The 20,801-nt window shown below is 42.8% G+C and carries 18 protein-coding genes and 1 tRNA gene; 17 read left to right on the forward strand and 2 right to left on the reverse strand.

All coding sequences use genetic code 11. The annotated features are described in order from the left end of the window. Positions 1-109 precede the first annotated feature (109 nt). The 5 genes from DOT_RS04905 to DOT_RS04930 all read left to right on the forward strand — a co-directional run bounded on the left by DOT_RS04905 (position 110) and on the right by DOT_RS04930 (position 4,766). Complete coding sequence (locus DOT_RS04905; RefSeq protein WP_009615081.1) at positions 110-772, forward strand: hypothetical protein; 663 nt, start codon at positions 110-112, stop codon at positions 770-772. Between the two features lie 156 nt (positions 773-928). Then, positions 929-1,510, forward strand: a complete 582-nt coding sequence (locus DOT_RS04910; protein WP_009615083.1) for an ANTAR domain-containing protein — start codon at positions 929-931, stop codon at positions 1,508-1,510. A 22-nt stretch (positions 1,511-1,532) separates the two neighbouring features. Further along, positions 1,533-1,949, forward strand: a complete 417-nt coding sequence (locus DOT_RS04915; protein ID WP_009615085.1) for an OsmC family protein — start codon at positions 1,533-1,535, stop codon at positions 1,947-1,949. Between the two features lie 578 nt (positions 1,950-2,527). Continuing rightward, a complete protein-coding gene (locus tag DOT_RS04925) occupies positions 2,528-3,493 on the forward strand; it encodes a phosphodiester glycosidase family protein (protein WP_009615089.1) in 966 nt (321 codons plus the stop codon). Between the two features lie 28 nt (positions 3,494-3,521). Next, the gene (locus DOT_RS04930) at positions 3,522-4,766 is read left to right on the forward strand and encodes a hypothetical protein (protein ID WP_009615091.1); all 1,245 of its coding nucleotides are present in this window, start codon (positions 3,522-3,524) and stop codon (positions 4,764-4,766) included. A 196-nt stretch (positions 4,767-4,962) separates the two neighbouring features. Here DOT_RS04930 and DOT_RS04935 read toward each other — a convergent pair whose 3' ends face one another. Continuing rightward, positions 4,963-7,707 (reverse strand): UPF0182 family protein, encoded by a 2,745-nt coding sequence (locus DOT_RS04935; protein WP_040411293.1) that lies wholly within the window; start codon positions 7,705-7,707, stop codon positions 4,963-4,965. 225 nt (positions 7,708-7,932) lie between these two features. Between DOT_RS04935 and trxB the strand changes: the two genes are divergently transcribed. The 9 genes from trxB (at position 7,933) to DOT_RS04980 (ending at position 16,366) form a co-directional block, all read left to right on the forward strand. Then, positions 7,933-8,847 carry a thioredoxin-disulfide reductase gene (trxB, locus tag DOT_RS04940; protein WP_009615094.1) on the forward strand — a complete coding sequence of 305 codons (915 nt, stop codon included), beginning with the start codon at positions 7,933-7,935 and terminating at the stop codon, positions 8,845-8,847. 144 nt (positions 8,848-8,991) lie between these two features. Further along, positions 8,992-9,825: an electron transfer flavoprotein subunit beta/FixA family protein gene (locus DOT_RS04945; protein WP_009615096.1), complete on the forward strand. Its 834-nt coding sequence runs from the start codon at positions 8,992-8,994 to the stop codon at positions 9,823-9,825. Continuing rightward, positions 9,825-11,156 carry an electron transfer flavoprotein subunit alpha gene (locus DOT_RS04950; protein WP_009615098.1) on the forward strand — a complete coding sequence of 444 codons (1,332 nt, stop codon included), beginning with the start codon at positions 9,825-9,827 and terminating at the stop codon, positions 11,154-11,156. Before DOT_RS04945 ends, DOT_RS04950 begins: the two co-directional genes overlap by 1 nt. A 12-nt stretch (positions 11,157-11,168) precedes the next feature. After that, on the forward strand, positions 11,169-12,461 hold the full coding sequence (locus DOT_RS04955; protein ID WP_009615101.1) for an FAD-dependent oxidoreductase: 1,293 nt from the start codon (positions 11,169-11,171) through the stop codon (positions 12,459-12,461). Beyond that, complete coding sequence (locus DOT_RS04960; RefSeq protein WP_040411296.1) at positions 12,458-12,739, forward strand: 4Fe-4S dicluster domain-containing protein; 282 nt, start codon at positions 12,458-12,460, stop codon at positions 12,737-12,739. The genes DOT_RS04955 and DOT_RS04960 overlap by 4 nt, the downstream gene beginning before the upstream one ends. 225 nt (positions 12,740-12,964) lie before the next feature. Continuing rightward, entirely contained in the window at positions 12,965-13,798 is an 834-nt protein-coding gene (gene larE, locus DOT_RS04965) for an ATP-dependent sacrificial sulfur transferase LarE (protein WP_009615103.1), read from the forward strand. Next, entirely contained in the window at positions 13,795-14,556 is a 762-nt protein-coding gene (gene larB / locus DOT_RS04970) for a nickel pincer cofactor biosynthesis protein LarB (protein ID WP_009615105.1), read from the forward strand. The genes larE and larB overlap by 4 nt, the downstream gene beginning before the upstream one ends. A gap of 13 nt (positions 14,557-14,569) precedes the next feature. Beyond that, positions 14,570-15,358: a LarC family nickel insertion protein gene (locus tag DOT_RS04975; protein ID WP_009615107.1), complete on the forward strand. Its 789-nt coding sequence runs from the start codon at positions 14,570-14,572 to the stop codon at positions 15,356-15,358. 21 nt (positions 15,359-15,379) lie between these two features. Further along, complete coding sequence (locus DOT_RS04980; protein ID WP_009615109.1) at positions 15,380-16,366, forward strand: rhomboid family intramembrane serine protease; 987 nt, start codon at positions 15,380-15,382, stop codon at positions 16,364-16,366. Between the two features lie 255 nt (positions 16,367-16,621). Here the strand turns inward: DOT_RS04980 and DOT_RS30965 are convergent, their stop codons facing one another. Then, positions 16,622-16,789: a hypothetical protein gene (locus DOT_RS30965; RefSeq protein ID WP_009615111.1), complete on the reverse strand. Its 168-nt coding sequence runs from the start codon at positions 16,787-16,789 to the stop codon at positions 16,622-16,624. Between the two features lie 148 nt (positions 16,790-16,937). On the opposite strand from DOT_RS30965, the gene DOT_RS04985 reads away from it, so the two are divergent. The 3 genes from DOT_RS04985 (at position 16,938) to DOT_RS04995 (ending at position 20,570) form a co-directional block, all read left to right on the forward strand. After that, positions 16,938-18,956 carry a penicillin-binding transpeptidase domain-containing protein gene (locus tag DOT_RS04985; RefSeq protein WP_009615113.1) on the forward strand — a complete coding sequence of 673 codons (2,019 nt, stop codon included), beginning with the start codon at positions 16,938-16,940 and terminating at the stop codon, positions 18,954-18,956. A gap of 73 nt (positions 18,957-19,029) precedes the next feature. Further along, the gene (pepV, locus tag DOT_RS04990) at positions 19,030-20,433 is read left to right on the forward strand and encodes a dipeptidase PepV (RefSeq protein WP_009615115.1); all 1,404 of its coding nucleotides are present in this window, start codon (positions 19,030-19,032) and stop codon (positions 20,431-20,433) included. 61 nt (positions 20,434-20,494) lie between these two features. Further along, a tRNA-Lys gene (locus DOT_RS04995) sits at positions 20,495-20,570 on the forward strand. Positions 20,571-20,801 lie beyond the last annotated feature (231 nt).

Raw genomic sequence — 20,801 nt, forward strand, 5'->3', positions numbered from 1 at the left:
CGTTTATAAGATAAAGTTTATTTGTCTGGCTAAATTTTTTATAGTACAATGAGAATTGTGTTAAACTAGAGCAAAGGACAAAAGGTAGAAGTAAAGGACGTGTCGAACTGTGATTATTAAAGAGATACAGGTAGATCGCGAACGCATTGCGGGAGTTATTATATTTATTAGTCTATTTGTTATCCTGCTTTCAATGGTTGCCATTCGTCTTTTAGATGTTAAAGTGTCAAATATTGAATTAGTTGATCGTGATCTGTATACAATCATAACTGACTATGGGCCAGTAAATGTGAGCGGAGATGACATCTTGAGAATTGAACGGACCTATAGTAAGGCTGCTATAACTGGTACAAACGTTGAACAGGATCGCATTTATACTACCAAGGGTTTTATATACATATCTACTTTAGACCCATTCTATAAAACGGGGCATCAGCTTATTGATTCTGTTGATTCCTGGGGAAAACCCGTTTGGATCCGTTCTAGTAACAATCAATCAACCGGGGCTGAGAAGATCCCACCCCAATTACTAAATGACAATTTGAGAACTGTCCAGCCATTTAAATATGCAATTGGTACACCTGCCAAGCTTTCTGCTATCATTTTCGCTGTGATATCTCTACAATATCTGGCACTTGCTATTGGTGGGATGGCCTTAATGGTTCTGATTTTTCCATTAAGATTGGAAACAACGCTACCTGCCTGTTCTTTAGTACAAGAAGATCCTGATTATTGTTCTACTGAAGAAGTTTTTGGAGCTGTAGCAAAATAAGGTTGACAAATTTTTAATGAATTAACCGTAATCACTGACAAAGATCCTCTTAAACGCGAGGATTTGATTCTATTTGTTAAAAGATAAGGGTACAGGTATAGAACTCTTCTTGCAGGGCCCAAGTAATTTAAAGAAGTTTGAAATGAGTGATTTAGGATGAAGAGGGCTATATTAGTTTCAGGGAATGCCTCATTAAATCAGGAAATCAAAGTGATGTTGCCACTTGTAAGTTATCAGGTCCTAGCCACAACAGATAACGGGATGGAAGCTTTACGTTTTGCTCACCGATTTGAGCCCGATTTAATTATTATGGGGTGGAATCTACGTGGCCTTAATTCATCGGAGGTTCTTCAAAATCTGATCGTTCAGCATCTCTGTCCGGTCATTGTTGTTCTTACTCAGGAAGAACAACATGTTTTATCAGAGGTGATTAATGCGGATGCCCATCACGTTATTCTCTATCCATGGCGTGCGCTTGAAATGGCAGCGGCTATACAGCTGGCAGAACATCGCTATACTCGAGAATCTGAAAGTTCCCAGCAGATCCAGCGCTTGGAAGAAGAACTTAAGACGCGAAAGATTATTTTCCAAGCCATGTTATCGCTTATTCAACTGAGGGGATTTGCTGAACAAGCTGCTTACGCAGCTTTGCGCAACCAAGCAATGTCCACGCGTAAATCTATGCGAGCTGTAGCCCAAGATGTTCTCAAAGGCTTATGGTTGCCTGAGCTGGATTGATCTGACAGAAAGGAGTCATACAATGATAGTATCCGTGAAGCACTTGAAGGGGATGCATTTTCAGGGTGAAGGAAGTTCAAAAGTAGTCACCAATATTGATGCCAGCGTCACGGCTGGGGGAACAGGGCGTGGAACTAGTCCCATGGAACTCCTTTTAATCGCAATTGCAGGTTGCAGTGGCATGGACATCGTCACCATTCTAGAAAAGATGCAGGTCAAGGTTCAACGCTTTGAGACAACTGTAGAAGGAGAACGTGCCAGCGATCATCCACGTGTCTTTAAAGATATTGAAGTGGTTTATAGGTTTTGGGGGGAGTCCCTTTCTCGGGAGAAAATTCAACGTGCAGTTCAACTTTCCATGGATAAATACTGTAGTGTTGCCAACATGATTGATAAAATTGCTGACTTAACATACCGTATTGAAATTAACCCCACCTAGGATATGTTAATAAATTGAATAACTAAGTGTTTAAGGGAGAGCCGCTTTTTAAAAAAATGGCTCTTTTTCCTTTCTCGAATGACCTAGAATAGATTATTGGATTTATATTCTATAAATACCCATAGGCAAATCCTTGATAGAACATATTTGTTTTGTTATACTTAGAACGGCGTTGATGCTGAATTTAACCGTAAATGAGGAAGAAAATGAAATGACAATACTTCTAATGGTTTCGAGAAGCGTGTTTCTTATTTCCGTAGTACTTTACCTTTATTACTTCTCTCGACGAAAGAAACACAATGTAGTAATTCACATGTGGTCTACCATAGTTGTTGGAATGTTTGCCGGCTTAGTCGGTGAACTTATAGGCGTAAAACTCGGAATTTCTAATTGGGGCTCCATTCAGATTAGTTTCTATCTTTATTTTGCCTTGATTGTTTATTCTATATGGAAATTAACATTTGAGTTAAAAAAACGACGTGATTAGAGTCGTTAGAGCTTAGCAGTCGCATCTTAAAATCTGCGGCTCTTGTTTTTTTGTCTCTAAGGATACTCTACAAGGAGGAGAAAGAGTTTAAATGAGAAAAAAGAGTTCTATTAGGATAAAGATGATTATAGCCTTTCTAGGCTATAACCTTATTTTTGCGGCGCTACTTGCTCCATTTGTATTGTTTTGGGGACCATTTCAGGCACTCAAAATTGTGGCTGTTGGCTCAGTTTATACATCACGGCATCCGCAGGTAGTGCAAGCTTTTCTGAGTCAAGACGAAATAACAAAGATTATGAACAGCAATGATTCTCAGAATATTAACATTAGCCAAGCTATTGCTCGCACAAATGTAATTGCCGATGCGAGTTCGGGGATAACGATTGAAGATATCCAAGGCCCTAGCTTTAAAGGAAAAGTGATGCTGGTCAAGGACCCTAAACGTGTAAAATTGGCGGTTACCAAGGAAATCGGAGTTACTGGAGAACGGGTCAGCGATCTTGTCAAGGATATGAACGCTTTTGCCGGAATTAATGCCGGCGGATTCTATGACCCCAATGGTAAAGGAAATGGAGCTTTTCCTGATGGTTTAACGGTACACGATGGGAAACTGGTTCATAACAATGTGAACGATCAGACTGTCAATATTGTGGGGTTTAATGATGAAGGTAAATTAGTCCTCGGAGATATGACGGCCAGTCAATTGGAAGAGAACCATATACGTGAAGCAGTTTCTTTTGGTCCTAATCTTATTGTTGATGGCAAACCTATGATTTCTGGAGACGGCGGTTGGGGAATTGCTCCTCGAACTGGCATTGGCCAAATGGCTGATGGAACCGTCATTTTTGTGGTCATCGACGGACGCCAACCCACTTGGAGTATCGGGGCAACCTTGAGAGATCTCATGAATGTCTTTGATGATTACCATGCTATAAATGCTGTCAATCTCGATGGTGGTTCTTCATCAGAACTCGTCTATAACGGCAAAGTTGCCAATAAGCTTTGGGATATTTTCGGTGAACGTTATATTCCCACAGCCTTTGTAGTTACCCCCTAAGGGACTCAGCAAAAAGGAGAAATCGCGCATGAAGAAGAAACTGCGTATTATATTTGTTTGGACATTGGTTTCACTTCTCCTGCAATTTGGAGCTTACTCTCTTTTGAACAACCAAGTCCAGAAAGTTATGGCTCCAGTTACCAGTGAACCGATCACACTTCAGCTTAAGGCCACTATCCCGAGTGCTGACCTTACGAATGTCCAAATTTCCTATGCTAAGGATTATATAGCCTACTCAGAAAAGGGCACACTTAAAGTCTTTAACCTTAAAAAGCAAAAAAATGTTTTTGAGAAAGAGTCACCTTCAGTCGATGATAAAGCCTTAGGCGTTCTCACGTACCAATGGTTGCCTGACCGAAATACCTTAATCTATTTTTATGCCAAGAAAAACCCAAACCCAATAACCTACGTTACTGACTATCCTCCCAAATCCACCCAGCAACCCACTACTCAGTCTACTACTCCGAAAACAGAAGACCCTAATGAAAAAACTACAGTTTCTAAGGACACAACCAAAGAGGTCCCCGTGAAGCCTCGAACTAAAATACGGTATGGAAATCCGCAACTTACAGAACTGTACACGCTGGAACTTCCAGATAGTGATGAAGACACCGCTCCAGATGATCGGTTTAATCAGACGATCGACCAATTTCCAGCTGGTGGAGAAATTGAAGAATGGGTTGTCTCAACCTATACCAATCTTATGTATCTCACCGTTAAAAACGGATCAAAAGAACAACTAATGGAAATAGACGTCATGAAAAATGTACGAACCCTCAACAAATCAGGAGAGACGATCGATAATATGGCAGCCTCAGATCGTTATGGAACGCTTTATCTGGACAGTAAAGTAGGGAGTACCCAACAAGTTCTTGCCTTGAATGGGACAAAGCGTCAAACCATCTCTAAAAATGATAACGATCGAATCTTAGGAATAAGAGATGGAAAGGTCTATATCGGCGAAGTAGAAAATGATGTGCTCGTAAAAATAAAAACTACGGCAGACCTGAGTGAAGTGAAGAGTAACCCAGTTCTGAATACTGAATGGGTTGGTTCAATTCCTTTTGATAATACTCAGCGAACAGTTATTGGGTCGAAGGGTCAAATAGTTGTCTATGATCATCTAACCGCTTATATTGTCACGGCAGGTCAGCTTAAAGAGGTGAATTTGCACGGTGATGATAATTACATCTCAGTTGACGGAGCAGAGCTTATTCAACTAACCCGAGAAGAAACATTCACTGAAGCAGAATTACAGCCTCTCAATTCTTAGAGTAAGAGAAACTAATAATTAACCATCATTAACTTCTTAGGTTATATCTAAAAAGGAACGCTTTTGCGTTCCTTTTTACGTATACTTATTCAGTTGGTATTACTAAATTGTTTAATAAACTAATTGTTGATTTTAAAGGCAAAGAAAAGAGCCCTCGATGGCTCTTTTCTTAAACGTCGTTATCATTTTAAGGAATCTAGCTGGAAGTACCTTGTAATCCTTTGAGTTGGGTTTCCAGGTTGTCGAGTAAAGAGCGGATCTGATTCATCTGGTCAATGATTGACGTTATGCTCGGGGTAGGACCCGTTGGTGTTTGGGCTTGAGGCGAAGGGGTAGGAACAGGGGGAGGTGTGCTTTGACCGGGAGTTGTTGGTTGAGGCGCCCCTTCTCCGAAGAGTTGGGTTAAGCCTGAACCCAAATTATCGGTCATTACCAGACGATCCTGATAGGCGAGCACGACTTTTTTCATTTCAGGGATACTGCCGCCTTTATCCGACTGTAGATAGATTGGTTCAACGTAGAGGAAGTTTCCGCCGATCGGAAGAGCTAAAAGATTTCCGCGTATCACACTTGAGCCTTTTTGATCCCATAAGGAAAGTTCTTTCGATATATCGGGGTCTTGATCGATGCGCGACTCGATTTGCAACGGGCCGTCAACTTCAATACTCTTAGGTAGTTTATAAAGCAAGAGCTCACCATAATGGTCACCGTCCATTCGTGCGGCCATCCAGGCAACCATATTGTTTCGCGAATTCGATGCGCTTGAGGCCGGTGTAAAGGGAAGCATAAGCACGAACTCAGGTTTATCTTCGCCCGGTATTTTCATAATTGTGTAATAGGGGGCTACGTTTTGGGGTTGAGCTTGAAAGAGTTCTTGCGCAATATCCCAAGCATCTTCCTTATTATAAAAAACGGAGGCATTCGTCATGTGAAAGGTTTTAAGCATCGTGCTTTGCACATTGAATAGAGTTTCAGGATAACGCAGGTGGCTCTTTAAGCTGGACGGCATACTTGTTAAATCTTTAAATACACCAGGGAAGATCTTCGCATAAGTCTGCAAAATTGGGTCTTTAGAATCAACTGCGTAAAAATCAACTGTTCCGTCATTGGCATCAACAATGACTTTAACAGAGTTACGGATGTAGTTAAACTCCTCGTTCGGATACATATTGGAATAAGGAAGGGCATCTGATGTGGTATAGGCATCAATAATCCATTTTAAGCGGCCATTATCAATGACCATATAAGGATCGGTATCATAGGTTAAAAACGGAGCTAGTTTTTTAACTCGTTCTTCTATATTGCGGTAGATAAGCATTTTACTGTTGGATGTCACTTCGCTGGCTAGGTAGAAGCGAACGGTTCCATGACTAAGCGAAAGCATAAGTTTATTAAAGGGGGTTAGCTGGATCCCAGTTTTACCCTGATAGGAGATTTCAGCATTCGTATCCCCTTGTGGGTAATCAAATTCCTTGACAGAGGTATTGGCAACAACCCAGTCATTGGTCAGCTCACCGTAATAAATGCGTGGATTAGTCAGTTTAAATTCAGGGAACTCACTAACAGGGGGAACATCTTTAATAGCAAAAGAGGGAAGTCCTTCTGAAGTGACTGCATTGGCGAACGAGGCGGCGACACCGAAACCGTGGGTATATTTAAAACGGAGATTCACAAATGTTTTTGCTTTAGGGTCTAAATCAGGGGTTGAAATTTCACGTGGTCCCATCATCAGTTGCCTATATTCTCCATTGACCATGTAACGGTCAATGTCAATGTCATTATATTTGTAATAGAGACGAATGCCCTGCTTTTGCGTAAAGGTCTGAAGCAAGGGTCGCGTATCGTTAAGTCGGATGTTGTTGAGTGTCCCTTGATCAGCTTGTAAAGCGCTCGTTGTTATTGGCGTGTCACCCGGGTAATTAATTTCTGAAATATGGTCTAAACCATATCCGAATCTCGTTAATTCTATTTCATGTTTTATATAAGGTTGCTCTTTAGTCAGCTCGTTGGGAATAACAACGAAGGATTGAAGAAGAGATGGGAAAATCCCATAAATCAGGATTCCTACGGCAAATATGCCAACAACCGGAATCGTCAACAAACGTGAATCTTTAAACGCTATGGATATACATGCCAAGATAAATCCCAAACCACTGATGACAATTAGAATTTTGAGTGCGGGAAGGGTAGCAGTCATATCGGCATACCCAGCACCAACGACATGACCGTGGATAGAATAGAGTAATTGAAATATATCCAGGTAATAACCAAAAGTTTTTAACACAAAGAGAATCCCAACTAACAAGGCCAGGTGACGTCGCGCACTGGCGGTTATTTCGACTGCTCCTTTTTGCCAAAGCTTAACGGAATGAAATCGTAAGACACCGGTAACGACATAAAAGATTGTTGTGAAAAAAGTAAGTAAAAATAGAGGAGCAAAAAATGCATTGAACAAGGTCTTTAAGAACGGTAGTTGAAAGAAGTAAAAAGCCAGGTCCTTGCCGAAAATCGGATCAACTTGCCCGAAGGGCGTGGCGTGGAGAAATGACAAGACATCCAACCAGCCTGTGAATCCTGCAACAAAGCTGACTGCAAAACTCACGACAACTGAGATAATAAGTAACCAAACGGTCACCCTACGTTGACTCAGGCTTAAAACCTTACTGTTCATGTTCTGAACTAAACGCATACGTAGACGCAAGCGCTCATTGACAAAGGTCACGATAGCATGGCGAATAGACAATAAAGTTCCGGCAATAAAGATGAAAAGAATCGTGCCGTTAACCGCTTGAAAAAGCGCTTTACTAAGAATTGGTGTCCAAAACAATTGAGAATAACCGAGATCTTTAAACCACAACCAATTCTCATATAGGCCACTCGACGCGGTTAATAATGAGACTAATATGATGAGGGCTACTATAAACTTGGCAAAACGGTGCAACTGTTTTTCCTCCTTTAACATTTAGAACATTAAATTTAACACTAAAGCATGTGTTAGCCTTAACTAGTATTATTATATTCTCTTAGCAAATATAAAATCCCTTCATGAATTAATCTTAATTTAGGTCAATTGATTTTTAAATCTGAAAAAGATATGGTATACTATTTCCGTAATACCCTTAAGGGGTATAAAATACTAAACATTTATCAAGAGGAGTTGAAAGTCATGTATGACGTTATTATTATCGGTGCAGGTCCTGCTGGTCTAACAGCTGGTATATATGCTGCTCGAGGGGGGCTTAAAGCTGCTGTTGTGGAATTAGCAATGCCCGGAGGCCAGGCCGCTTCAACAGAGAATATCGAGAACTATCCTGGCTTCCCAGAGGGGATCAATGGCTATGAACTAATGAATTCATTTCACAGGCAAGCCTTAGCATTCGGTGTAGAGTTCATTTTTGAGGAAGTTCAAAAACTTGAGCTTATGATGCCTATTAAAAAAATTCAAACAGACAGTCAAATCTTGGAAGCGCATGCTGTTATTGTTGCTGCTGGTTCCAAACCTCGGTTATTGGGCGTACCTGGTGAAGAGATTTTTAAAGGCCGAGGTGTGTCTTATTGCGCAACATGTGATGGCGCTTTCTTTAGAGGTAAAAAGGTTATAGTAGTCGGTGGTGGTGATGCCGCGATTGAAGAAGGCGTATACCTTACTAAATTTGCAGAAGAAGTTACTATTATACACCGCCGAGAAGGCTTCCGTGCTTCTCAGATCGCTGTGAACAGGGCTAAAGATAACCCGAAGATACGTTTTGAACTCAATGCAGTAATTGAGGAAATCCTCGGTTCGAGCCAAGTAGAAGGTGTGCGTATTCGAGAAGTTAAAACTAGTGAAACACGAGACATTCTGGCGGATGGTGTCTTCATCTATGTTGGAACAGATCCTAACGCTCAATTCATCCAAGGCGAAATTGAAACTGACGATCGTGGGTATATTCTCACAGATCATCATTTGCAAACTAATATCGAAGGCGTATATGCCGCTGGAGATATTCGTAACACCCCACTGCGTCAAGTAGCTACGGCAGTAGGAGATGGGGCTATAGCAGCGGTTGAAGTGGAAAAGTATCTTTCCGAAAAGAACTGAATTATCAGTCAATTATAAAATTTATTAATTGTGAATATAATAAATTGAAAGGGAAGACTTGATATTCTGAAAACTTTGTACTATAATGTACAAACAAATCCATTTTTAAAAAGTGGAAAAGAATACAGACGAGGGGGTATTACAGTGCACTTCGTAGTTTGTCTAAAGCAAGTTCCAGACACTTCAGAAGTTCGAATCGATCCGGTTACGAACACCCTCATGCGGGAGGGTGTACCCTCCATTATTAATCCATACGATGCCCATGGCTTGGAAGAAGCAATACGTCTTAAAGAAAAAGTTGGAGGAAAAGTAACCATCGTAAGTATGGGACCTCCCCAAGCCAAAGAGGCGCTGAAAAAGGCGATGTCTTTTGGAGCAGATCGCGCAATTCTTTTGAGTGACCGTGCTTTTGGCGGCTCTGATTCCTTAGCAACTGCTTATATTCTCTCATCTGCACTTCAAAAGATACATGAAACTGAACCCATTGACCTAGTCTTCGCCGGGAAAGAAGCGATTGACGGAGATACAGCTCAAACGGGTCCCGGTATAGCCCAACGCCTTGGATTTCCGCAATTAACGTATGCCATTAAAGTTAGAGAGTTAACTGACACGACTGTCACGGTAGAACGCAAGACAGAGAGTGGTCGTCAGATCGTTCAAGCTCAATTACCTGCTCTAATTACGGTGGAAAAAGAACTTAACGATTTAAGTTACGCCTCCCTCCCCAATATGATGAAAGCGGCCGCGTATGAACCAGAAATGTGGAATTTCAATTCCCTGCCGTTTGATGTTACCCAGATGGGTTTAAAGGGATCACCGACCAGTGTCTCTAGGATTTTCGCACCACCCGGTCGTACGGGAGGCGAAATAATTGACGGAATGAAAGATCCTAAAGGAACTGCTGAATCCGTCGTACAAAAAATCTTCCAACAAAACATTATCATGGTACATCCCCTCGCGAAGGGAGGCAAACACTAATGGCTCTCAATATTGAAAAATCAAAGTGTATTGGTTGCGGTGCTTGCGTTGTGGAATGCCCGGTAGAAGCTCTGGATTTAGTTGACGGGCTTGCTGTTGTCGATCCAGCTAAATGTATTGATTGCGGCAATTGCGTTAAGATTTGCCCAGCTGATGCACTTTCTTTACCGGATCAACCAACTAAATCCGATGGGAAACGTGATCCTGAGGCGGGTTCCAAATTCAATATACAGGACCCTCTTCCAGATACTGTAGAGGACTACGCCCAAGGCAATGAGAAAAAGACAATTCGCGCCCAAGTGACTCCCGTCGCCGGTGGGGATGTCTGGAGTGGTGTTTGGGTAATTATTGAATACAATAACGGAAAGGTCGCTCCGGTAGCCTGGGAATTACTGGGTGAAGGTCGTAAACTGGCTGATGCCATAGGGTGTGGACTTTGTGGAGTAATCACAGGCTATCAGGTAGATACTGTGGTCCCTGAAGCATTTGCTCATGGTGCCGAAAAAGTCTATGTTATCGATCACCCCGTACTTAAAGACTACCGCACAGAACCTTATGCGGAAGCAATAACAAGTCTCGTCAGAAAATATCAGCCTGAAATTATCTTAATGGGTGCCACATCTATTGGTAGAGATGTTTTTCCAGCTGTAGCTACAAAGATGCAAACGGGTCTAACTGCTGACTGTACGGTGTTAGGCATAGATCCGGAGACGAAACTCTTACAACAAACCCGCCCAGCCTTCGGTGGTAATATTATGGCGACCATTCTGTGCCGTAAGAGCCGTCCGCAAATGGCGACTGTCCGTCCCAGAGTTATGGCAATGCCAGAGCGTGTCGAAGGGCGTGAAGGCGAAGTAATTCGTGAAGAATTCAGTGCTACGGAAAGTGATTTCCGCACAAAAGTTCTTGAGTTCATTCCTTCCGATGCCAAGAGTGCCTTCTTGGACAAAGCTGAAATTATCGTGGCGGTTGGTCTAGGTATTGCCGCGAAAAGAAATATGGTCCTTGCGGAAGAATTAGCGGATGTTTTAGGAGCGACCCTGGCAGGGACACGAGGTGCCGTAGAGGCAGGTTGGCTCACCCATGATCAACAAGTAGGCCAATCCGGGGTAACGGTTCGTCCTAAAGTCTATATTGCCATTGGAATTTCTGGAGCAATTCAGCATCTAGTGGGAATGGAAACCTCAGACTTTATTATTGCCATTAACAATGATCCTGACGCTTCGATCTTGAAAGTAGCGAACTACGGAATTGTTGGAGATCTTTTCCAAATAGTACCTGCGATGACCGCAGAGTTTAAGAAACGCCTTCAGCACGGCGTGGCAAATTAAGGAGGGGCAAACATGGAAAACTTTGATGTGATCATCGTCGGAGGCGGTCCTGCTGGCCTGTCTGCCGCGATCAGTGCTGCCAATGCTGGGATGAAAACAGTCGTCATTGAACGCGGTGATTATCCCGGAACCAAGAACGTCATGGGCGGTATTCTCTATACAAAAGCTACAGGCATGGTTGTTCCAGAATTCTGGAAAGAAGCTCCTTTGGAACGTCCAATCATTGAGCAACGGATTGCCATGTTAAGTGGTGATGAGACTATTATGGCCGGTTATCGCGATCCCGCTTGGGCAGTCGATCCTTATAATGCTCATTCAATCTTACGTGTTAAGTTCGATCGTTGGCTTGCTCAGCAAGCGGAAAAAGCTGGGGCTATGATCATTACCGAAACTTTAGTTGAAGATCTCCTCTATCAAAGCAACAATGTTGTTGGAGTTCGCACCGGACGTGCTGAGGGTGATTTGGGAGCAAAAGTTGTGATCTTAGCGGAAGGTGTCAATAACTTCTTAGCTGTTAAGGCAGGATTGGCTAAACCATTAAAGCCCGCCTCAGTTGCAGTTACAGTCAAAGAAGTGATCGCCTTACCTAAAGAAAAGATCGAAGATCGTTTCTGCCTTGAAGAAGGCCAAGGGGCTACGATTGAATTATATGGTGATTCCACTGCAGGGTTGATGGGCGTAGGTTTTATCTATACAAATAAAGACTCAATTTCAATTGGAGTTGGAGCAATCCTCGAACCGATGATTCGCAATAACTGGACACCTAATGATCTCCTTGAGAATTTGAAATCAAAGCCTTATGTCAAACGTCTTCTTCAAGGTGGAGAAACCAAGGAGTATTTGGCTCATTTAATACCTGAAGGTGGTTATACTCAAGTACCAAAACTCCATCGTCAAGGAGTACTTGTTGTTGGGGATACAGCAATGCTCATGAATTCGTTGAACAGGGAAGGTTCTAACTTAGCCATGATTTCGGGTAAAATTGCCGGCGAAGTTGCAGCCCAATCGATCAAAGCCGGAGATGTTAGTGACCAGGCCATGACGGTTTATGAAACCCGTCTGAGGGATTCCTTCGTGCTTAAAGACCTTCACCATTATCGTCATATGGGTAAGTTCTTTGAAGAGAATACTCACCTCTTAAAAGCATACCCTAAAATATTCTCGAAAGCTGCCAAGATGTACCTGACCGCGGATGGGACACCTAAGAAAGAACGGCAAAAAGAAATTATTAAGATGGTCTTCGAAAATCGCTCTAAAGCCGGTTTGTTGAAAGATATGTATGGGGCATGGAGGGCGCTACTATGAAATTAGATGATAAACTTTTTTTGGTACGGTTTAATACCGATAAATTAAATCACATCAAGATTAATGATTCTAATGTATGCTTAAAACAGTGTCAAGATAAACCCTGTACGCGTTTTTGCCCGGCCCATGTTTATGATTGGGACGAAGAAGAAAAACGTATAGCTGTCGGATACGAAGGGTGCCTGGAATGCGGCACATGTCTGATCGGTTGTCCGTTTGGCAACATTGACTGGAAGTACCCAAGAGGCGGGTTTGGAGTATCCTGGAAAAACGGTTAAAGGATTAGCATAACAATAGAAACTACAAAGAGGCAAAGAGTAGAGAGCCCTATGAGAGCTGATACTCTTTGCTTTTTGTATTCCCGAAACTGTCTTATACACGGCCTATATAGGGACAACTCGTAAATTGTAACGATTTCAGCCTCCAATTATCATCGTGAGTAAAGTTCTTTTGACAGTCATATACCTAATCTGTAAAATGGATAGGAAAGAAGGGATCAGCTGATGGATAAAATACAACAAGAAGCAGCATATGAAAAAGAAGCACAACTCATTAAGCGGCTAAAATCCCTCAACAGAGTCTTGGTAGCCTTTTCGGGCGGCGTAGATTCTACCTATCTTTTGGCAGTCGCTCACCAAGTTTTAGGTCAAAATTGTAAAGCTGTCTTTGCGCGAGGACTTATGATTTCTCCACAGGAAGAAAAGGAAGCCCTGGCTTTAGTGGAAGATTATAATCTCTCGTTAGAAGTGATTGACTTAGATGTCTTAGCCATTAACGAGTTCCGAGAGAATCCGCCTAATCGCTGTTATTTTTGCAAGAAGAAACTATTCGAGACATTTTTGGATTTAAACCATAAATCGGACAACTCTACAGTTATCGAGGGTACGAATGCTTCGGATGCCTCTGACTATCGTCCTGGGCGCCTAGCCCTTCAAGAGTTGGGTATTGTAAGCCCACTTCTAGAAGTAGGCCTTACTAAAGCCGAAATTCGTCTATTATCGGAGCGGCGTAATTTACCGACCTGGAATAAGCCTTCGATGGCTTGTCTGGCCTCAAGAGTTCCTTATGGAGATTCGATCACGGCAGAGCTCTTGAAACGGATTGCGCAGGCTGAAGCCGTGCTGCACCAGAAAGGTCTCCTGGAATGCCGCGTCAGAGTTCACGGCGATATTGCACGAATCGAGATTCCACAAGACAACTTCAGCCAATTCGTTCAGGTATGTTCTGAAATCACAATCTCCTTGCTAGCATTGGGTTTTCGATTTGTCACGTTAGACTTAAGTGGACTGCGTTCGGGAAGTTTAAACCCTATCCAACAACAGGAGGCTTCATTATGAATGAAGAGACCATAAAAGCACTGCTTGAAGCCGTGCAGCAAGGTTCATGTTCTCCGAGTGAGGCATTACACCAATTAAAAGATCTGCCCTATGAAGATTTAGGGTTTGCTCGTTTGGATCATCACCGTGCGCTGCGTACCGGACAATCTGAAGTGATTTTTTGCCAAGGAAAACAAACCGAGCATATCATTACAATCTTAACGCACTTGAGTGCTAAAGACCAAAATGTGTTGGCAACTCGGTTAGAACCGGATAATGCAGAAAAGATCTTGCCTCATTTTCCAAATGCCCATTATGATCCTTTGGCTCGTTGTTTGCTCCTTCGTCCCTTAGCTGAACCTACCATTTCTGGTAGGATTCTTGTTATGACGGCTGGAACAGCCGACTTACCTGTGGCTCAAGAAGCTTGGTTGACAGCTCGCTATATGGGGCATGAGGTCGATCGATTATTTGACGTAGGTGTAGCCGGTATACATCGTCTGCTCGGTCAGCGCGAGCTAATGGATCGTGCAGAAGTGCTGATTGTTGTTGCGGGAATGGAAGGAGCTCTAGCCAGCGTTGTTGGCGGATTGGTGGAACAACCGGTTATCGCCGTGCCTACCAGTGTGGGTTATGGTGCTCATTTTCAAGGCCTTGCAGCATTACTCAGTATGTTAAATAGTTGTGCATCTGGGATCGGAGTAGTAAACATTGATAATGGCTTTGGTGCAGCATCATTAGCCTCGGCGATAGTTCGTCGTATAACGAGAGATAAATAGGAGGAGCATTTAGTTGAAAGTTTTGTATTGGGATACGTTTGCCGGTATTAGTGGTGATATGGCTCTCGGATCATTGGTTGCTTTAGGTGCTGATCCGGAAATAATAATTAATCAACTCCACTCAATCGGTTTAACGGAGTTTGTACTGGAAGTACGTTCGCGTAAGGTTCAGGGAATTCAAGCAACGGACATTGATGTGGTCATTTCAGAAAACAAACATGATCATGCCCATTGTCCCAAACAGCATGATCAAGCAAATGGACATAAACATAGTCATGACCATAATCACAACCATTCCAATCGCCGTCTTCCGGATATTCAAAAGATGATTCTAAGTGGGGCTTTGTCCGAGCGCGCTCAAAAAAATGCCATGCAAGTTTTTAACGTCTTGGCAGAAGCAGAGGCCCATGTTCACGGAACCACTCCCGACCAAGTTCATTTTCATGAAGTGGGGGCTGTTGATTCTCTTGTTGATATTGTTGGGACTTGTATTGCCCTAGACCAGCTCGACATTGACTCGATTCAGGTCTCCACGCTGCCATGGTCGTATGGTTTTGTCCATTGTGCCCACGGAACATTGCCATTACCCGCTCCGGCGACACTTATGCTTTTGCGAGGGTATAAATTTCGGGAGTCAGGAATTACAGGTGAACTTATTACCCCAACAGGGGCTGCCCTCATCCGGGCCTTAGCCAAGCAATCAGCTTTTCCAGAGATGACGTTGCTTAATGTTAGTTATGGATCTGGGAAAAACGATTACGGCATTCCAAGTTTATTGCGAGGGGTTTTAGGGGAGATATAAAAAATTGAGGTGATACCATGTATGCTCGAACGAATTATTAATAATCTCAGGCAGAGTGGTTGGACACTTGTGGCTTTAGAAGGAAATTGGGTCTGTGCTACGCACGACTCGCTAAAACGTGGACTTTTATTCGGCAACTTCAGTGAACTTCCTCTAGATTTTAAGCCGTGGATTCGTGATTATACTAATATTTCACAGTGGGAAGCGATTGTGTTTTGCCCGGAAGGAATGGATTCAGCGCGTTTAAAACAACATCAGTTCTCTGGTATTCAGCTATGGTACTGGGACACACAACAGGGCAACCTATTTCCTTTTCCACCAACCAAGAATCAGCGAATTCCCCGTTGGTTAAAGCAGCTCGCCAGCGGGAATCCTGCTTCTCTGGAAAGTGATTCCAAAGTGGGTAAGCATTTTGTCCCGTTCGTTACGTATGCTTTTTTGGGTATAAACCTTATCGTTTTTCTGTTGATGGTATTGGCCGGATTAAGTCTGTTCCCAAGCAATAGTTCAGGATTGACCGACCAACGCGTTCTGATTGCTTTTGGAGCTAAAGTTAATGATCTGATTCAAGCGGGTGAAGTCTGGCGTTTGCTAACAAGCATCTTTATCCATATCGGTATCATCCACCTCGCCTTTAATCTCTATGCGTTGCGGGCTTTAGGTCCTTTAACCGAAGAATTTTTTGGGCATCCTAAGTTCTTAATGATTTATATGTTCAGCGGACTAGGAGGGTCAATAGCTAGCTATTTATTTTCTCCAGCCCTTTCGGCAGGCGCCTCGGGAGCAATTTTTGGACTGCTAGGAGCATTGCTGTATTACTGTATTAAACGGCCCTATCTTTGGAAATCCGGCTTGGGTATGAATCTTGTTGTTGTCATTTTAGTGAATTTTGGATTCGGAATCAGCCAACCAGGAATTGATAACTATGCCCATCTGGGAGGACTTCTTACAGGAACGCTGACCAGCATTTTTTTAACCAAAGAAAGTACTCAGGATATAAGACGGTAATGTGCCACTGACCGAAAGTGTTTACCAAAGTTTCATAATAATACCTTCTTTTTTGCAGCATATTTAGGCCCCCTCTAAGGACAAAATACAATCAAGAGCTTGCGGTTTCTTAGCAAGGTGGCTTTTAATATTGCCATCGATAGTTAAGAAAACGTGAGCTCTTTTGAGTTTTTCAGCCTAGCTAATTAACGCCCCTCTAAAATGGATTTTTGAGCTTCTATAGCAAAATTGGATCGGAGAATATAATATTAAGGTTTAAGTATTCGTTTGTTGGGCTGTGCGGTGAATCTCTATAAAGAACTCACTTACTTCTTGAGGAGTTGGAATATGTTGATCGACGTGACCTAACTCTTTAGTGACGACTGCAAAAGCATTTAACCAAGCCATGGTAATTCGAGTGGCAATCTCTTGAGGGCTATTCATATCCTTAAATCTCCTTCCATATTTTTGTGATAGTCTATGGTTCACTAGGGCAAATTGTGCAAGTAACACTTATTCAATTCGTCTTAAAAAAGGGTTAGGAAGAACGCTGTTAAATGCTATAATAGATAAGGAGAAATGAGGGGATGCTTTGAGGAAAAAAAGTAAAATAAATGGAAATTACTTTTCACGTGATCGATGGGTCTATGTTGGATTATCGTTAGTCATTCTTCTTGTATGCGGAAGGCTCATTACCCTTCAAGTAGTTCAAGCTTCTGACCTTAAAGCAAAAGGGATTGAGCGTCGAACAACCGATCAAAGCCTTCGACCAGAAAGAGGCGCTATCTATGATGCTCAAGGCAATGTCTTAGCGCAAAGTATCCCAGTTAAGCAAATTTATGCAGACCCTAAAACGTTGGGTGATCTGATCACTAAAAAACAATTCAAAAGCACAAAAGAGGATGTTGCCAAGGAGCTCGGTAGTATCTTAGGCATAGATACAAAGACTATCCAAGATAAACTCGATAAAAACTTATTGTGGATAAGCTTAGCGCATCAAGTGGATATCGATAAAGCGGATAAAATTATGGCCTTGAAAATTCCCGGAGTCGGAACGACTGATGAAGAAAAACGCATTTACCCTATGGGCAACTTTGCGGCCGCAGCACTCGGGATCGTGAATCTCGACGGTCACGGAGTAGAAGGAATTGAATCGTATTATGATAACGAATTATACGGAAAACCTGGTTTTCAGTCTCAGGAACAAGATACTCGTGCACGTTCCATCCTTGATACTCTCCATCAAAACGATCCTTCAAGCCCTGGGAACTCAATAACCTTAACCTTAGATTCAACAATTCAATATTTTGTTGAACAACAGCTGGATAATATCCAGAAAACCACTAAAGCTAATTCGGTATCGATTCTAGCCATGGATCCAAAGACAGGACGTGTTTTGGGTATGGGATCCCGTCCCAGTTTTGATCCCACGAATTACTCTAAAGCCACGCCTGAAGAACGTCGCAATCTGTCGATCGCAATGTCCTATGAACCAGGATCAACCTTTAAGATAGTTACCGGATCAGCCGCTTTGGAGGAGGGTGCTATCCATCCGGATGATACTTTTGAAGATCCAGGCTACCTACGAGTTGCCCCGCGTTACATTACAAACTGGGACTCTGACCAAAAGCCGCACGGTAACCCTACGTTTACCCAAGGGATGGAGTTGTCCTCGAATGTCGTATTAGCTCAAGTAGGTCTGAAGTTAGGACTTGGTCCTTTCTATACGTATCTAAAAGCATTTGGTTTTGGCTCTAAAACAGGTATTGATATTGCAGGTGAACAAAGTGGCTTAATCCTTCCCCAAGACCAAGTTCGAGAGGCTGATCTGGCAACGATGGCGTTTGGCCAAGTTAATTCAGTTACCCAGATCCAGTTATTAACTGCCATTTCTGCGGTTGCCAATGGGGGGACACTTTATCGCCCATACATAGTTGATAAAATTACAACGCCTGATGGCCAAGTCGTTCGACAGCAAAAGCCGACACCTGTGCGCCAGGTTATTTCTAAAGCGACTGCTTCACAAATGACGAATGTCCTTGAACACGTCGTTTCCGAAGGTACAGGACATCTGGCTCAAATCCCAGGCATTAATGTTGCTGGTAAAACGGGAACGGCTCAGAAAGTAGACCCTAAAACCGGATCATATTCAACGACGGATTTCATTGCCTCCTTCACTGCGTTTGCTCCTGCTGAAGATCCCAAAATTGCCGTGCTGGTTACCATTGATACGCCTAAATCAGAGGAAGGCCATCAAGGCGGAACGTTAGGAGGACCTCCAACTAAGGCGATTATAGAAGGAGCCCTGCAATATTATGGTCTTCCAGTGGATAAAAATACTATGAGCACCGTCTCCATTTCTCCCAGCGATTCTGCTGTCAGACCATCGCCCAAACCGGTAACCCCTGAGCGTACACCTGTAGGCGGAGAGGTAGTTGTTCCGGATTTAACAGGCATGACCATACGGCAGGCGGGAGAGATACTGGCAAAATCAGAGCTGCATTTCAACTTTACCGGCAGCGGCTTAGTTAATCAACAATCGCCCCTAGCTGGAAAGGTTGTGACCAAGGGTACAACCATTAATGTCAAGTTTTCTTCCCTAGTACAGTAAATCAAACGTCATTTGTTTAATTTGGGTATGCTAGGATAAGTTGTAACAATACTGAATTATGGAGGAATAAAAGATGCGTCTCGACCAACAGATTGATTTAATGAAAGAAGACATAGTCTCTGCCATCCAAGCATGTATCCAGATTAAAAGTGTCAAGGATGTTGAACACGCCGCCCCGGGTGCTCCATTCGGACCAGGAATTCAAGAAGCCTTAGAGTGGACCTTAGCATTGGGAGAGAAATTTGGCTTTACTGTCAAAAATGTTGCAGGGTATGCTGGTCATATTGAAATGGGTAGTGGGGACCTTTTGGGAATTCTGGGCCATCTCGATGTCGTTCCCGAAGGGGATGGATGGTCTGTCCCGCCCTATAGTGCAACAATCCAAGACGGGAAAATCCTAGGTCGTGGTGCTCTAGATGACAAAGGGCCATCTTTGACTGCGCTCTTTGCTATGAAGGCAATTAAAGATGCTAACATTCCATTAAATATGAGAGTACGCCTCATTTTAGGCACTGATGAGGAGTCCGGGTGGGCCGATATGGATTATTATCTTCAAAAGGAAGAGGTACCACAAATCGGATTTGCACCGGATGCTGAGTTTCCAGTAATTCATGCCGAAAAAGGAATTCTTCATCTTGAATTAAGTAAATCTTATGCAGCATCTTTTCCCCATCTTGTGCGAGTTCAAGGTGGAGAGCGGGCCAACGTCGTTCCTGATGTTTGTGAAGTTACTTTAAAAGGGATTGCTGACCAGGTCATTGCCAAGCAATTGAAGGCGTTCTCTTTTCCAGATGGAGTTAGTGGTGAGCTTAAAAACCAAAATAATGAACAGGTAATTACGCTGACTTTTAAGGGTGTTGGGGCTCATGGAAGTCTGCCCCAAAAAGGTAAGAATGCTATAATTTATGCGCTGCAATTTCTTAGGACTTTACCTCTAAGCGCTGAAGAACAAGGCGCCCTTGATTTCATTTTGAAATATCCTGGCACAGGTTTTTATGGGGAAGGTTTTGGAATCGCTTTGATTGATGAACCTTCTGGCAGACTTTCGCTCAACTTGGGCATTTTAGAATTAAGTTCCGACAAGGTGAACTTTGTTCTTGATATTCGTTATCCAGTTACGTATAAGCGAGACGATGTTTTTCTTCCAATAGAAAAAATTGCTCAGAATGAGCAATATGGTATTAAGGTATTAAATCATCAGGAAGCACATCACGTACCAAAAGACAGCACCTTAGTTCAGTCTCTGCTCAAAGCTTATACGGACGTTACCGGACTCGATCCCTTTGCCTTTGCTATTGGGGGAGGAACTTATGCTAAAGCGCTTCCTCAAGGGGTCGCCTTTGGACCCGTATTTCCCGGCGAACCGGAAGTGATTCATTGTGCCGATGAATACATCACGATCGATAACCTTCTCTTAACGACCAAAGTGTACGCCCAAGCTATACTTAACTTAGCAGCCGACCCAGAGAATAGATAACAAGTATTAAAAAGGCTTGACTATTTTATGCTTTAGAAGTATACTATTGATTGTTGTTAACGCGCCACTAGCTCAGCTGGTAGAGCATCCGACTCTTAATCGGCAGGTCCCTGGTTCGATCCCTGGGTGGCGCACCAAAACGAAATATGATTTATCAGGCATTTCAGAATACTGAGATGCCTGATGTTTTTTTAGGTATCTACGTTTTCTATAAGGTTATGGTCATATAATGTTGATCCGGATTTGGTGTTTCTGTAGAAATTCAATGCTGACACGATAGGAATTATGGTACATATCGGGCCCGTTTCCCAGATTAAATGGTAAAGTTAAAAGGTAACCACCAACTAGGAGGGTTAGAGGCGTGACTG

Origin of the sequence: Desulfosporosinus sp. OT (assembly GCF_000224515.1) — a bacterium.
Classification (GTDB): Bacteria; Bacillota; Desulfitobacteriia; order Desulfitobacteriales; family Desulfitobacteriaceae; genus Desulfosporosinus.

Excerpts from the sequence above, each read along its gene's own strand:
- DOT_RS04910 (WP_009615083.1), top strand. The coding sequence starts at position 929 with ATGAAGAGGGCTATATTAGTTTCAGGGAATGCCTCATTAAATCAGGAA.
- DOT_RS04915 (WP_009615085.1), top strand. The coding sequence starts at position 1,533 with ATGATAGTATCCGTGAAGCACTTGAAGGGGATGCATTTTCAGGGTGAA.
- DOT_RS04925 (WP_009615089.1), top strand. The coding sequence starts at position 2,528 with ATGAGAAAAAAGAGTTCTATTAGGATAAAGATGATTATAGCCTTTCTA.
- DOT_RS04930 (WP_009615091.1), top strand. The coding sequence starts at position 3,522 with ATGAAGAAGAAACTGCGTATTATATTTGTTTGGACATTGGTTTCACTT.
- trxB (WP_009615094.1), top strand. The coding sequence starts at position 7,933 with ATGTATGACGTTATTATTATCGGTGCAGGTCCTGCTGGTCTAACAGCT.
- DOT_RS04950 (WP_009615098.1), top strand. The coding sequence starts at position 9,825 with ATGGCTCTCAATATTGAAAAATCAAAGTGTATTGGTTGCGGTGCTTGC.
- DOT_RS04955 (WP_009615101.1), top strand. The coding sequence starts at position 11,169 with ATGGAAAACTTTGATGTGATCATCGTCGGAGGCGGTCCTGCTGGCCTG.
- DOT_RS04960 (WP_040411296.1), top strand. The coding sequence starts at position 12,458 with ATGAAATTAGATGATAAACTTTTTTTGGTACGGTTTAATACCGATAAA.
- larE (WP_009615103.1), top strand. The coding sequence starts at position 12,965 with ATGGATAAAATACAACAAGAAGCAGCATATGAAAAAGAAGCACAACTC.
- larB (WP_009615105.1), top strand. The coding sequence starts at position 13,795 with ATGAATGAAGAGACCATAAAAGCACTGCTTGAAGCCGTGCAGCAAGGT.
- DOT_RS04980 (WP_009615109.1), top strand. The coding sequence starts at position 15,380 with ATGCTCGAACGAATTATTAATAATCTCAGGCAGAGTGGTTGGACACTT.
- DOT_RS30965 (WP_009615111.1), bottom strand. The coding sequence starts at position 16,789 with ATGAATAGCCCTCAAGAGATTGCCACTCGAATTACCATGGCTTGGTTA.
- pepV (WP_009615115.1), top strand. The coding sequence starts at position 19,030 with ATGCGTCTCGACCAACAGATTGATTTAATGAAAGAAGACATAGTCTCT.